We start from the raw sequence: 13,872 nt of genomic DNA on the forward strand, positions 1-13,872 counted from the left end.
CTCAGTAGACGTCGAGCTGGAACCGGCCCTTCTTCTTGAGGTCCGCGACGAAACTCACCGCCTCGTCCGTCGAACGCGCGCCGAACTGGGCGACGATGTCGACCAGGGCGCGCTCGACGTCCTTGGCCATGCGCTTGGCGTCGCCGCAGATGTAGAGATGGGCGCCGTCGGCGAGCCAGGTCCACACCTCGCGGCCGACCTCGCGCATGCGGTCCTGGACGTAGAATTTCTTGTCGCCGTCGCGCGACCACGCCAGCGACAGCCGCGTCAAGAGGCCGGCGGTCTTCATGGCGTTGAGCTCGTCGGCGTAGAAGAAGTCGCAGTCGCTGCGCTGATGGCCGAAGAACAGCCAGTTCTTGCCCGGCGCGCCGGTCGCCCTGCGGTCGTGCAGGAAGGCGCGGAACGGCGCGACGCCGGTGCCGGGGCCGACCATGATGATCGGCGTCTTCGGATCGGCCGGCAACGCGAAGCCATGCGCCTTCTGCACATAGACGCGCAGCTTGTCGCCGGGATTGATCCGCTCGGCCAGGAAGGTCGAGGCAAGTCCCAGCCGCTTGCGCTTGCCAACGACGTAGCGGACGCAGTCGACCGTCAGCGACAGCTTGCCGGGCGTGGCATTGTGCGACGACGAGATCGAGTAGAGCCGCGGCTGCAGCGGCTCCAGCGCCTCGACGAAGGCCTCGGGATGCGGCCGGACGCCGGAGAACTTCTGCAGCACCGCCATCACATCGAGCGTCGCCGCGTCGCCATCGGGATCCTCGCCCTGCGCCAGCTGCCGCGCCTTCTCGCGGGTCGCGCCGCCGGTGATGAAGGAGATCAGCTCGAACAGCGAATCCGGCGCCGGCGCCAGCGAGACGTCCTCGAGCAGGCACTGCCGCAGCGGCTTGCCGTTCACCTCGGTCATGTGCGAGGCGCCGAGCAGCGCGATGATCTGATCGACCAGGCCGAGATCATTCTTGGCGAAGATGCCGAAGGAATCACCGACGACGTAGTCGAGCCCGCTCTCTCCGAGATCGAACTCAATGTGCCAGGTCTCCTTCTCCGAGCCCGGCTTGTTGAGCAGACGCCGCGACAGGAACGTCGCCTCGACCGGATTGTCGCGCGAGCGACCGGGCTCGCTGACGACGACGGAGACGGTGGCCGGCGCAGCCGCAGCGGGCTTGGCCGCGGCCGGAGCCTTGTCGATCTCCTCGTAGAGCGCCTTGAGCATTCGCGCGGTTTCCTTGCCGCCGGGGACGCACAGGTTGAGCCGCGCCTCGCTGCGATCGGCAATCGCATCCGAATAGTCGCTGCAATTGTAGCCGCATTGGCCGCAGTCCTGCTGTGCCATGGCCGCCATCATGCGCCGGCGCAGCGGACGGCCCTCGGCGAGCTTCATGCGCTCGCCGATCGGCATGGTCTGATCGTGCCATGGCGCCTCGCCGTCATCACCGTCGCCCGCGGGCGCGAGCACGGCGCCGTTCTGCGCCGGCGACAATGCCGTCGCGCCGTCGAGACCGAGCGCTCCGGCCAGGAAGCCGTTGAGCCACGAGCGCTGCGCCTCGGAAAATGGCGCCGTCGGAGGAATGATCTCGATCTTGGACATGGGCGTGATCTGGTTCATGCTGAGACCTCCGACGAAATCTGGGCTTCGGCGAGATTGCGCAGCGTTTCGCCGTCGTGACGACGTGCGAACGACAGGAAGGTCTCGTCGGGTGAGGTGCGGTGCGCGAGATAGGCCTTGAGCAGCTTCTCGACGGTGCGGGGCGCATCCTCGGCCTTGAGATCGCGATAGACCTCGCGGCCGATATCGGCCTGCGGGCCGAAGCCGCCGCCGGCGAACAAATGATAGCCCTCGACGGTGTCGTCGCCATCGCCGACCGGCACCTTCGCGCCGATCATGCCGATGTCGCTGATGTAGTGCTGGGCGCAGGAGTGATGACAGCCGGTCAGATGGATGTTGAGAGGCGTGTCGACATCCACCCTCGTCTCGCACCAGTCGCCGATCTCGGCCGCATGTTTCTTGGTGTTGGATGCTGCGAACTTGCAGCCGGCGTTGCCGGTGCAGGCGATCAGTCCGGCGCGGATGTGCGAGGCCTTGACCGACAGTCCGATCTGCTCGACCGCGGCGCAGGCCAGCGCGACCTTGTCGTCGCGGACGCCCGATAACAGCAGGTTCTGCCACACCGTGAGCCGGATCTCGCCGTCGCCGAGATCCGCAGCGATCTTGGCGAGCGCGCGCATCTGTTCCGTGGTCAGCTTGCCCAGCGGCAGCACGACGCCGATCCAGTTCAGCCCCTGCTGCTTCTGCTGGTGCACGCCGATATGGGCCATCCGGTCCGAATCGGGACGCGGCTCGAGCGCCTCGTCGGGGACGCGCGCCAGCTTGCGGCCGAGCCTTGTTTCAACGGCTTCCATGAATTTGTCGTGGCCCATGCTGTCGAGCACGTATTTGAGCCGCGCCTTGAGGCGATTGGTGCGGTCGCCGGTCTCGATGAACAGCCGCACGATGGCGTCGGCCACCTCGGTCGCCCGCTCCGGCTCGACGATGATTCCTGTCGGCTTGGCGAAATCCTTGTGTCCGGTGATGCCGCCGAGGCCGAGCTTGAACCACACGCCCGGCGCAACGCCGAATCCGTCCTTCACCTCGACCGCCGAGAACGCGATGTCGTTGGTGTCCTCCAACGCCGCGATCCGACCGGCGCCGTCGAAGGCGACATTGAACTTGCGCGGCAGGCCGTAGAGCGAGCGGTCGTTGAGGATGTGGAAGTGCCATTCGCGCGCGAAAGGACGCGTGTCCAGCAGCTCCTGCGGATCGATGCCGGCGGTCGGCGTTCCCGTCACGTTGCGGATGTTGTCGGCGCCGGAGCCGCGCGCCGTCAGGCCGAGATCCGACAGACCTTCCAGCAGCATCACGGCATGCTTGGGCGGGATCTCGCGTAGCTGCAGATTGGCGCGCGTCGTGACGTGGCCATAGGGACCGCAGAGCCGGTCGGCGAGGTCGGCAAGCCCCGCGAGCTGCCAATGCTTCATCACGCCGTTGGGAATGCGCAGGCGGCACATGTAGGAGTCCTGCGCCGGCGCGACATGAAACAGGCCGTAATAGCGCCAGCGGAAATTGTCCGCCGCGGACGGCGCAGCATTGCTGCGGGCCTGCTCCTTCAGCCGCTCATAGGCATCGAACGGGTGCAGCTCGCGCTTGACCTTCTCCTGGTCGGCGAGCTTGCGCCCGGATGCGATGACCTTGTCCTGCGCCTTGATGTGAATGGCGTCAGGCCCGGTCGGCTCAGCAATCGTCGTCGCGGCAGCAGCCTGCCCGCGGCCGGCGAGCGTGACCTTGAGGCCGGCGGCCAACCCCTCAAGGTAGCGCTTCTGCTCGTCGTTGAAGTCGACTGACAAGGGTTCGATTTTCATGATGGCGGACGAAGCTCCAGCGGCCAGGACGAATGGCGTTTGCGGATGGGACGAGGATCGCGTCGTCGAACGGCCGATGGGGGGGCGGTTCAAATGAGCGATCCGACCAGCTTCGTTGCTGCGGAAATCCGGTAATGGACTGCAGTCAGCGGCATCTGTGGCGGCTGACTGCACTGCAATATTCAAATTGCGTGCCAGCCGGGACAAGCAGGAAATGTAAGAGAATTCAGAGGGCTGCTCGAATCGGCGAACCCGCGCTGGCAAGGCTCAAGCCCTCAAACGCGGGCACTCCGCCCAAAATTTGATCGGCGGAGCGAGTTGCCCAAATTGAGTACTGAGTGGAAGACCTCAGGCCGTCCAGCGGCCGATCTTGAAGGCCTTGAGGTGGCCGATCACGTCGTCCGCCGCGAAAGGCGGACCGGCGAAGGCGCCGATGGCGCCATCCGTGCCGACCGCGGCCGTGCCCATCGCCGCGTCGTAGATGTCCGGCCGGAACACGCCCATGGCGGTGCCCAGGGCTTCAGTGCTGAGGGGAGTCTGGCCCCACCGCACCATCTGGGCATAGAGCCAGGCCGCCTGGATCTTCTCGGGCCGTCCCGCCTCTTCCCGGCCCACCAGCAGATAGCGCGAGCTTTCGCGGAAGGTGCCGTCCGGCGAGATTTTGAGGCGGCCGTCCAGCGTGCGCTGGAGCACCTCCGCATCGACGCCGATCCGCTCCGGCTGGGCTAGGATACGCGCGGCTTCTGCGTGGTTCTGCTCGATGAATTCGGCGGCCTTGGCGCAGGCGCGGACCAGGCCGGCGAGGGCGTCGGGATTCTTGTCAGCCCAGCTCTGCCTGACCGCCAGCACCTTTTCGGCCGCGCGCACCAGCACGTCAGACACGAAGTGGAGAATATGGCCGATGCCGAGATCGACCGCGATCGAGTTCCACGGTGCTCCGACGCAGAACGCGTCGACGTGACCGTTGGCGATGCTCTCCACCATGTAGGGCGGCGGCAGCACCACGAGACGGACGTCCTCATCGGGGTCGACACCGCCTGCGGCCATCCAGAACCGCAACTGATAGTTGTGGGTCGAGAACGGAAACGTCATGCCGAACGTCAGCGGCTCGGCGCCGGACTTGCGCCGTTCAGCGACGACGCGCGCCAGCGCCAGCGCCGTCGCCATCGGGTCGAAACGATCCCCCTCGAGGTGGGCCATGATCGCCGCATGCAGCGCTGGCGTCACGGTGATCGCGTTGCCATTCACTCCGAGATTGAAGGGAGCCACGATCGGCACCTTGACATGGCCGATGCCCAGGCTCGACGCAATGGCGACGGGAGCCAGCAGATGCGCCGCGTGGAACAGGCCGATGTTGAGCTTGTCGCGCACGTTCGACCATGACACTTCGCGGACCAGCGTGACATCGAGACCTTCAGCCGCGGTGAATCCGTTGTCGACGGCGACGATCAGCGCGGCGGCATCGACCAGCGGGATGAAGCCAATGCGAAGCGGGCCGGTCATTTCAACATCTCCGAGGCGGTCAGGATCGATTGCGCGATCTCGCCGATCTTCTTCTTTTCGCGCATCGCCGTGGAGCGCAACAGCACATAGGCTTCCTCTTCGGTGAAGCCCTTCATCTTCATCAGAATGCCCTTGGCGCGGTCGATCACCTTGCGGTCTTCGAGCGCGGACTTGGTGCGCTCGAGCTCGTCCTGAAGCTTGGAGAACGCATTGAAGCGGGAGATGCAGAGATCGAGGATCGGCTTGATCCGCTCCTTCTTCAGGCCGTCGACGATGTAGGCGGAGACGCCCGCCTCCACCGAGGCCTGGATCGAAGCCGCGTCGCTCTGGTCCACGAACATCGCGATCGGCCGGCGGACGGCGCGGCTGACCTGGAACATCTGCTCCAGCACGTCGCGACTCGGGTTCTCCAGGTCGATGACGATGACGTCCGGATCCAGGGCATAGATGCGCGCCAGGAGACCCTGCATCTCGCTGACATGCACGACGCCGGTAAAGCCCGCTTCCCGCAAGCCTTCCTCGAGGATGGCCGCGCGGATCGGGCTTTCGTCGACGATCACGATTTTAGGCGATTGCTCGGCGCTCATCGATCACCAGGTTGTCCGGGCCCTCACCCATAGCATGGACGTGGCCGCGTCAAAGCCTTGTCTTTCTGGGCAATTCGGACTAGCTGACGCCTATCTCATCAGGCAGTTCCAAGATGCAGCAGGGTTCGGCGCCCAAGATCAGCTTTGTTTCGCTCGGATGTCCCAAGGCTTTGGTCGATTCCGAGCGCATCATCACGCGCCTTCGCGCCGAGGGCTACGAGCTTGCCCGGAAGCATGACGGCGCCGACGTCGTCATCGTCAACACCTGCGGGTTCCTCGACAGCGCCAAGCAGGAATCCCTGTCGGCGATCGGCTCGGCCATGGCCGAGAACGGCAAGGTCATCGTGACCGGCTGCATGGGCGCCGAGCCGGAGCAGATCGAGCAGGCCTATCCCGGCGTGCTGTCGATCACCGGCCCGCAGCAGTACGAGAGTGTGCTGGACGCCGTCCACCGCGCATCGCCGCCTGCGCACAACCCTCATCTCGACCTGGTTCCTCCGCAGGGCATCAAGCTCACGCCCCGGCACTACGCCTATCTGAAGATCTCCGAAGGTTGCAACAACCGCTGCACCTTCTGCATCATCCCGAAGCTGCGTGGCGATCTGGTGTCGCGCCCCGCAGCCGACGTGCTGCGCGAGGCCGAGCGGCTGATCGCGGCCGGGGTCAAGGAACTCCTGGTCATTTCGCAGGACACCTCGGCCTATGGGCTGGACCTGAAATATGCCGAAAGCGCCTGGAAGGACCGCAGCGTCCGGGCTCGCTTCCTCGATCTGGCGCGCGAGCTCGGCGAGCTCGGCGCCTGGGTCCGGCTGCATTACGTCTACCCCTACCCGCATGTCGACGAGGTGATCGGCCTCATGGCTGACGGTAAAATATTGCCTTATCTCGACATCCCGTTCCAACATGCCAGCCCGAACGTCCTGAAGGCGATGCGCCGCCCGGCGGCGCAGGACAAGACGCTGGACCGGATCAAGGCGTGGCGGACCACCTGCCCTGACCTTGCGCTGCGCTCGACCTTCATCGTCGGCTTCCCCGGAGAGACGGACGCCGATTTCGCCTATCTGCTGGACTGGCTGGATGAGGCCGAGATCGATCGGCTCGGATGCTTCAAATACGAGCCTGTGGCCGGCGCGACCTCCAACGCCCTACCCGACCAGGTCCCGGACGCGGTCAAGCAGGAGCGCTGGGACGCCCTGATGGCTCGCCAGCAGAAGATCTCGGCACGCCGGCTCAAGCGCAAGGTTGGAACGCGTCAGCAGGTGATCATCGACGAGGTCGGGCCAAGCGTCGCCAAGGGCCGCACCAAGGCTGATGCCCCCGACATCGATGGCGCCGTTTATCTGTCCAGCCGGCGGCCGCTGCGTGTCGGCGAGATCGTCACGGTCAAGATCGAGCGTGCCGACGAATACGACCTGCACGGCACGGTTGCTGGGTTCTAGCGCGGCTCTCTCGCGTCTCGGGCCACCCGCCGGGAACTCGGGGTAATCGCAGACGGGCGTGTAAATGAGTCCTGGACCTGCGACCGCCCCTCAGTGCGAGGAGCCCGTGGTGCGAACCGACCAGAGATTCAGCAGGCGAAGCGCCTCGTCCTGCTTCAGTTCGAGATATTTGTTCTTGAGCTTGGTCAGCTCGTCGGGGGGCGTTGCACCTGAAACGAACCGGCTATCGAGGATCGCGGCAACCGTGACCCAGCTCAGTCCAGCGGCCTTGCACGGCACGAGAATGCCGTCGCTGCGCAGGCTCTGCATCAGCGGCCGTACCAGCTCGATACTGCATTTCGCGACCTCCGCGATGGCCGCGATCGTCTCGCCGTAGCGCCGCTGGCGGGCAAATTCGAGCAACTCGGCCTCGGTGAGCTTTCCGCCCTGTTTGAGTTGGCCGATCGCCGCCTTGGCGCTGCCGCCGACGCGGTTTCGTGACATATCGCGCTCGGCGTCGAGCGTGGCCGCTGAAATGGCGCTGCGGATTTCCTCGTAGAGATGCGGCGGCGCCGAGGCGAGCAGGCGCACCCTCACCGCCTCCGTCGCGCGCTGCAACAGGGTCCTGCGCAAGGCTGCCGGCAGATCGGCGCGGATGCCGGCCGCGACCGTGAGCTCCGCATCTCCAGCCGCTTGCGCCACGATGGCGGCAAATCCGGCGGGAGACACCCGCGCACCGGGATTCTTCATCAGTTGCCGGCTCACGCTCGGATAGCGTCGCGCGAGCAGCGCATCGGTGACGATCTCCTGCAGCCACCAGCGCCCGGCGATCGCCACCAGGTGCTTCTCGCTGCGCGTCTGCGCGATCTCGATCAGATCCTCGCTGCTCAGCCGCGGCGATTCCGAAAGCACCGGCCCCGCGACGGCGATGTCGTCATGATGAGCCAGCCGCCGGATCACGCCAGCCGGCGCCTGCGGGATCGGGGCAAGCTGGGCGCTGAGTTCGGCGAGTGCGATCCGGGCACCGACGTCGGCCAGCGCGCGCAGCTCGATGGTGTTGACGAGACGCTCGAAGACGTCGGCAAACAGCGCGTGCTGCTCGATATCCAGGCTGCCGGCGGAGGCGACGAACAGGGAGGCGACTCGCTCGGCCACGCCGGAGCAGCGATCGGCTGAGCCGGTGGCTATGGCCGCCTGCACTTCTTCGGCGATCGTGAGATGGGGGTTCGACATCGCTCATCCTGAGCAGCTTGCATTTTCAAGCTGGCCGGCAAAGTAAACGCAGCCGCTAAATGTTTGGTAAAGTTGTCACTAAAGCGCGAGACCCGAGATTGGATCGTGCGGCCTTCGCGCCGGCCGGCGCTTCCCTCGCCGCTTCCCGGAGCGGCGGCCCGTATTGCACCCTGCAGGCCGGCATCTTGACACCGGTTGCGATTTGCCTGTATGGCCGCCGCATGATCTTCAACCGGACCAACCGCCGCGCCGCCGTTTGCCGTCGTCACCGCCGTGACGATGCCGGGGCGCGCCATGTCCGAAGACGTTGCTGATCAGCTAGCTCATCAGCTCCAGGTTTTCGAGAAGGCCGCTCCCGCAAAGGAGCGGCCTTCTCGCTTTTTGGCCCACCGTTTCCCCCTGAGCACAGGAGATTGCACATGCTGACCGCCTCCCATCCCTACGACGCTCTGATGGAGATCACGGCGCGTCCGCGCACCGTCTTCGTTCAGGGCAAGGGCTCCTGGCTATGGGACGACGACGGCAAGCGCTATCTGGACTTCATCCAGGGCTGGGCCGTGAACTCGCTCGGCCATGCGCCGCCGGAGCTGGCCAGCGCGCTCGCCAGCCAGGCGGCGCGCCTGATCACCCCGAGCCCAGCGTATTTCAACGACACCAGCCTGCAGTTCGCCAAGGCACTCGTCGACCGCTCGTGCTTCGACCAGGTGTTCTTCACCAATTCGGGCGCCGAAGCCAATGAAGGCGCCATCAAGCTCGCGCGCAAATACGGCGCTCTGCGCAAGAACGGCGCGTATGAGATCATCACCTTCGAGGGCGGCTTCCACGGCCGCACGCTGGCGACGATGTCGGCTTCTGGCAAGAAGGCGTTCGAGCCGCTGTTCGAGCCCAAGGTCCCGGGCTTTCCAAAGGCACGCCTGAACGACATCGCCTCGGTCGAGGCCCTGATCTCCGACAAGACGGTGGCGATCATGCTCGAGCCGATCCAGGGCGAGGCCGGCGTGTGGCCCGCGACGGACAGTTTCCTGCAGCAGTTGCGGGCGCTGACCACCAGGCACGGGCTGCTGCTGATCGTCGACGAGATCCAGACCGGCATGGGCCGCACCGGAAAGCTGTTCGGCTATGAGCACGCCGACGTCCTCCCGGACATCATGACCTTGGGCAAGGGCATCGGCGGCGGCGTTCCGCTCGCCGCCCTGCTGGCGACCGAAGCGGCGTCTTGCTTCGAGCATGGCGATCAGGGCGGTACCTTCAACGGCAATCCGCTGATGTGTGCGGCGGGACTCGCCGTGCTCGACGTCATCGAGAAGCCGGAGTTTCTGAAGGCTGTCACGGACAACGGGATCTATCTGGAGAGCGAGTTGCAGCGCATCTCGGCAAGGCACGGCCTGGGCGAAGTGCGCGGCCGTGGTCTGTTGCTTGCGCTCGACGTGATCAGGCCGATCGCGCCGGCGATCGTCGCGCATGCCTTCGAGCTCGGCCTGCTGCTGAACGCGCCGCGTCCGGATGCGCTGCGCTTCATGCCGGCCCTCAATGTGACTCGCGATGACATCGCGGCGATGATCGACACGCTGGACGGAATCCTGACCAAGGTCGGCGCCGCGCGCTGCGTCGCCTGATCGAATGCCGTTCGGGACGCAGGCTCCGTGCCATACGCGAAGCCTGCGTCCCGCTGCCTACAGATGAGGCACAAACATCGAGGTCGGGCTCGCCGCCATTTGACCTGGATCAAGGACAGCCGTCCCTCTGAACAACGATCCTGATCGCGCCAAACACCTGCGATCCGATGACTTACGTTATATCTCTACTGATATAGCGTTGTACGGGATGTGATCAGCTCGGAGGAAAGAGGCTTGCCGGGACCAAGCTGATGATCATCCGCCGACAACGAGGTCGGCACGATAGAGGAGATGTAAGAATGGCGAGAGACAATCTGGCTCGGGCGTTGCCGGTCGAAGACAGCGGCAGCCAAATCGCCCTGGCCGCGACCGAAGAGGTGCTGATCCACGTTCGCTTCTTCCCGAACTCGGACATCAACTCGATCGGCGAGAAGCCCGCCAGCCTGACCGCCAATGAATGGTATGAGCGCCTGCTCGACATGGCGCGTCCGCATTATCAGACCTTCGCCGGCGGCCGCGGCTTCTTCCGCATCCCCCGCCCCTGTTTCGAGGCGATCCTGAAGGGCGTTGCTGCCTGACGTCGGCTCTCTCTCCGGATGAGGCCGCGAGCGTCCTCTCTGCCTCATCCCTGTCGACCGCGGTGCGCCGGGTGCGCCGCGGTCGCTGGCGTTTTGGTCCGTGCGCGCGTCGGAGGACAACATTGAGCGAAGCGGCTTTCAACGGACTGCGACGGGTCTTCAACGCGCTGCTGGCGTCCGGGCTGGCCTCGCAGAACCTGGCAGACATGCTCGCCGACCGCGCCTTCGATCTGTTCGAAGCCAACATCGATGCCCAGACGGCGCATCTGCCCACCCTCGCCTGCGCCAAGGGCTGCCCCTCCTGTTGCGCGCTGCGCGTGACCGCGACGGCACCGGAGATCTTCCTGCTCGCGCGCTACGCCCGGCAGATCGATCAGCGCATGCCGGCGACCGCGCTCGGCTCGCTGTCACGTCGGATCAAGCTCGCCAACCGCGCGACGCGTGGCTTGAGCGAGACCGAGCGAATGAAGCTGCGCCAGCCTTGCCCATTCGTCGTGCGCGGTGGCTGCATCATCCATCCCGCGCGTCCGCTCGCCTGCCGCGGCCATGCCTCGTTCGACCGGCGCGCCTGCGCGCAGGCCATGGCCGGTCGCGAGGTGGACGTGCCGGTCTCGGCGCCACACGTCGCGCTGCGCGCCCTGGTGCAGGATTCGCTCAGGGAAGCGCTCGGTGCTGCGGGGCTCGCCTCTGGCCTCTATGAGCTCAACCAGGGTCTCGTTCTGGCGCTCGACGCCCCCGAGCGCGAGCGCGCCTGGCGCGACGGACAAGACAGCCTGGCGCCGGCGCGGATCGAGGCGTCGACGACGGCAGCGCAGACGGACGCGGGGCTCTGGAGCCGGGCGGCGGGTGACGCTTCGATCCGGGACGAGGTTGCAGCCGCAGAGCCAGGTCGCCAATCTCCTATGGCTTGAGGATCGAGGCCCCGGTCGTGACGCGGCTTTCGAGATCGGCGTGCGCCCGGCCCGCATCCTTGAGCGCATAGGCGTGATTGATCTGCACGTGCAGCTTGCCGCTGATCACCGCCGAGAACAGCGTGTCGGCGCCCTCCAGCAGCTCGGATCGTTTGCCGATGTAGTCGTTGAGCTTCGGCCGGGTCGCGAATAGAGAGCCGTGACTGTTGAGCTCGGCGATCGAGAATGGCGGCACCGGACCCGAGGCATTGCCGAAGCTAACGAACAGACCGCGCGGCTTCAGGCAGGACAAGGAGCCGGGGAAGGTCGACTTGCCGACGCCGTCATAGACCACGTCGCACAATTCGCCGCGGCTGATCTGCTTGACCCGCGCGACGAAGTCCTCCTCGTTGTAGAGGATGACGTGGTCGCAGCCATTGGCCAGCGCCAGATCCGCCTTCGCCGTGGAGCCGACGGTGCCGATGACGTGCGCGCCGAGCGCGCGCGCCCACTGGCAGGCCAGCAGGCCGATGCCGCCCGCGGCGGCGTGGATCAGGACGCGATGGTGCGGCTCGACCTTGAAGGTCTTGTGCAGCAGGTACCAGACCGTCAGCCCCTTGAGCATCAGCACCGCGCCCTGCTCATAGGTGATGTGGTCGGGCAGCTTGACCAGCCGCTGCCAGCCGATGTTGCGCTCGGTGGCATAGCCGCCGAGGTTCTCATAATACGCGACGCGATCGCCGGGATGGAAATGCGTGACGCCCGGCCCCACGGCGATCACCTCGCCGGCCGCTTCGTTGCCGGCGATGAACGGCAGGCCGGGCGCCTTGTACAGTCCGGTGCGATAGTACACGTCGATGAAGTTGAGGCCGATCGCGTGCTGGCGGATGCGGACCTCGCCGGGGCCGGGCGCGACGAGATCAACCGGCTCATAGACGAGCGCTTCGGGGCCTCCCACCTTGTGCACGCGCACCGCCTTGACCATCCCGCCATCTCCCCTTCGGACTCTCCATCGCCGCCTCCGGGAATCCGGCGAAAGAACCTTCGACACTTACCTGATTCTCATCGACATCCGGCTCCGTTGAAGGAGCCGACCTCCGGCCGCGCATCCGGCGCTGCCGGCGGCAAAAGCGAAGGCGATCACGACGGCCTTGTCAACTCGGCGCCTGTCAGGCGTTGCGCTTCCTGCGGTTGCGCGAGGCCATCACGTTGAAGGCTTCGACTGCCAGCGCAAAGACGATCGCGAAGTAGATGTAGCCGCGCGGGATGTGGAACTCGAAGCCGTCGGCGACCAGCGCGACGCCGATCAGCACCAGGAAGGCGAGCGCCAGCATCTTGGTGGTCGGATGGTTTGCCACGAAACGCGCGACGGGTCCCGAGGACACGTACATGATGACGACCGCGATGATGACGGCGGCGATCATGATCTCGAGATCCTGGGCCATGCCGATCGCGGTGATGATCGAGTCCAGCGAGAACACGAGATCGATGACGATGATCTGCAGAATCACCCAGAAGAACTTGTTGGCGCCGCCGCCCTGCGACCCCTCCTCCCCCTCACGCGCCTCGACCTCGGCATGGATCTCGTGCGTGGCCTTGGCGATCAGGAACAGGCCGCCGGCGATCAGGATGATGTCGCGCCAGGAGAAGCCGAGGCCACCGATCGTGAACACCGGCTGCGTCAGCCCGATCAGCCAGACCAGCACGCTGAGCAGCAGGATGCGGAAGATCAAGGCCAACGCCAGCCCGATCTGGCGGGCGCGTGTCGCCTGCGGCTGCGGGATGCGCGAGGTGATCACCGACAGGAAGATGACGTTGTCGATGCCGAGAACGATCTCGAGGGCGGTCAGGGTGAGCAGCGCGGCCCACGCTTCGGGACTGGTCAGAAGGTCGATCATGCTTTCAAGGATCTCAACAGGCGGATCGCGGAGTCGCTCGCGACGATGTAGAGGGCGATCGCGCACAACAGCGTCGTTACAATCGGGCCCACGGCGAAGTTGTTTCCCAGCGCGTCGATGACCAGGACGCCCCAGAGCGCGACCAGCGGCAGCGTCAGCCAGCGCAGCCGCTCGACGCGCACCGGGTGGATGACATGGAATGGGACGAAGGTCAGCGCGATCAGGACCGCGAGACCCAAGGTCGCCAACGATGGCGAGGGATGCAGCAGGAACAGGTAGAATGCCGCGATGTTCCAGAGTCCCGGAAACCCGCGAAAATGATTGTCGTCGCTCTTCATGCGGCGATCGGCGAAATACAGTGCGCCGGTGATGGCGATGCCGACGCCGATGACCGGCGCGGCGAGCGGCAGCAGCATCCCGCTGGCGGTGATGGCGTAGGCCGGCACGAACACATAGGTCGTGAAATCCACCACCAGATCGAGCACGTCGCCCGACCAGTCCGGCTGCACATGGACGACGTCGAGCCGGCGCGCCAGCGGCCCGTCGATGCCGTCGATGATGAGCGCGCCGCCGAGCCACCAGAACATCGCAGTCCAATGCTCGCGCACGGCCTCGAGCATCGCGAGCAGCGCGACGCCCGCACCGAGCGCGGTGAAGACGTGCACCGAGAACGCCGCGGCACGATGCGCGGGCGTTGCGGCCACCCTGCTCTCTGGTCTCAACTGATCCATGCGACGCCAGTGCTATCAGGAATCG

At 65.7% G+C, this 13,872-nt stretch carries 12 protein-coding genes; 4 read left to right on the top strand and 8 right to left on the bottom strand.

The annotated features are described in order from the left end of the window. Position 1 precedes the first annotated feature (1 nt). The 4 genes from QW861_RS00380 to QW861_RS00395 all read right to left on the bottom strand — a co-directional run bounded on the left by QW861_RS00380 (position 2) and on the right by QW861_RS00395 (position 5,483). A complete protein-coding gene (locus tag QW861_RS00380; protein WP_316167947.1) occupies positions 2-1,603 on the bottom strand; it encodes a sulfite reductase subunit alpha in 1,602 nt (533 codons plus the stop codon). Beyond that, positions 1,600-3,393 carry a NirA family protein gene (locus QW861_RS00385; protein WP_316192565.1) on the bottom strand — a complete coding sequence of 598 codons (1,794 nt, stop codon included), beginning with the start codon at positions 3,391-3,393 and terminating at the stop codon, positions 1,600-1,602. Before QW861_RS00385 ends, QW861_RS00380 begins: the two co-directional genes overlap by 4 nt. Before the next feature lie 348 nt (positions 3,394-3,741). Then, positions 3,742-4,896: a CmpA/NrtA family ABC transporter substrate-binding protein gene (locus QW861_RS00390; protein WP_316192566.1), complete on the bottom strand. Its 1,155-nt coding sequence runs from the start codon at positions 4,894-4,896 to the stop codon at positions 3,742-3,744. Next, a complete protein-coding gene (locus QW861_RS00395; RefSeq protein WP_008965342.1) occupies positions 4,893-5,483 on the bottom strand; it encodes an ANTAR domain-containing response regulator in 591 nt (196 codons plus the stop codon). Before QW861_RS00395 ends, QW861_RS00390 begins: the two co-directional genes overlap by 4 nt. Positions 5,484-5,596: 113 nt before the next feature. On the opposite strand from QW861_RS00395, the gene rimO reads away from it, so the two are divergent. Then, positions 5,597-6,922, top strand: a complete 1,326-nt coding sequence (gene rimO / locus QW861_RS00400; protein WP_316185052.1) for a 30S ribosomal protein S12 methylthiotransferase RimO — start codon at positions 5,597-5,599, stop codon at positions 6,920-6,922. Between the two features lie 90 nt (positions 6,923-7,012). Here rimO and QW861_RS00405 read toward each other — a convergent pair whose 3' ends face one another. Beyond that, entirely contained in the window at positions 7,013-8,134 is a 1,122-nt protein-coding gene (locus tag QW861_RS00405; protein WP_316192567.1) for a DUF2336 domain-containing protein, read from the bottom strand. A gap of 419 nt (positions 8,135-8,553) precedes the next feature. On the opposite strand from QW861_RS00405, the gene QW861_RS00410 reads away from it, so the two are divergent. The 3 genes from QW861_RS00410 (at position 8,554) to QW861_RS00420 (ending at position 11,239) form a co-directional block, all read left to right on the top strand. Then, complete coding sequence (locus QW861_RS00410; RefSeq protein ID WP_315751588.1) at positions 8,554-9,750, top strand: acetylornithine transaminase; 1,197 nt, start codon at positions 8,554-8,556, stop codon at positions 9,748-9,750. A gap of 299 nt (positions 9,751-10,049) precedes the next feature. Continuing rightward, positions 10,050-10,328, top strand: coding sequence for a hypothetical protein (locus tag QW861_RS00415; protein WP_315711990.1), 279 nt, complete (start codon positions 10,050-10,052; stop codon positions 10,326-10,328). Between the two features lie 122 nt (positions 10,329-10,450). Then, the gene (locus QW861_RS00420; RefSeq protein WP_316192568.1) at positions 10,451-11,239 is read left to right on the top strand and encodes a hypothetical protein; all 789 of its coding nucleotides are present in this window, start codon (positions 10,451-10,453) and stop codon (positions 11,237-11,239) included. Here the strand turns inward: QW861_RS00420 and QW861_RS00425 are convergent. The 3 genes from QW861_RS00425 to pcsA all read right to left on the bottom strand — a co-directional run bounded on the left by QW861_RS00425 (position 11,229) and on the right by pcsA (position 13,847). Then, entirely contained in the window at positions 11,229-12,203 is a 975-nt protein-coding gene (locus tag QW861_RS00425; protein ID WP_315751589.1) for a quinone oxidoreductase, read from the bottom strand. The two genes, QW861_RS00420 and QW861_RS00425, sit on opposite strands and share 11 nt — an antisense overlap. Positions 12,204-12,387: 184 nt before the next feature. Continuing rightward, on the bottom strand, positions 12,388-13,116 hold the full coding sequence (locus QW861_RS00430; RefSeq protein WP_315828489.1) for a TerC family protein: 729 nt from the start codon (positions 13,114-13,116) through the stop codon (positions 12,388-12,390). Further along, positions 13,113-13,847, bottom strand: a complete 735-nt coding sequence (gene pcsA / locus QW861_RS00435) for a phosphatidylcholine synthase (RefSeq protein ID WP_316192569.1) — start codon at positions 13,845-13,847, stop codon at positions 13,113-13,115. Before pcsA ends, QW861_RS00430 begins: the two co-directional genes overlap by 4 nt. Positions 13,848-13,872 lie beyond the last annotated feature (25 nt).

This window comes from Bradyrhizobium sp. SZCCHNRI1029 (assembly GCF_032487555.1).
In the GTDB taxonomy this organism is placed as follows: Bacteria; Pseudomonadota; Alphaproteobacteria; order Rhizobiales; family Xanthobacteraceae; genus Bradyrhizobium.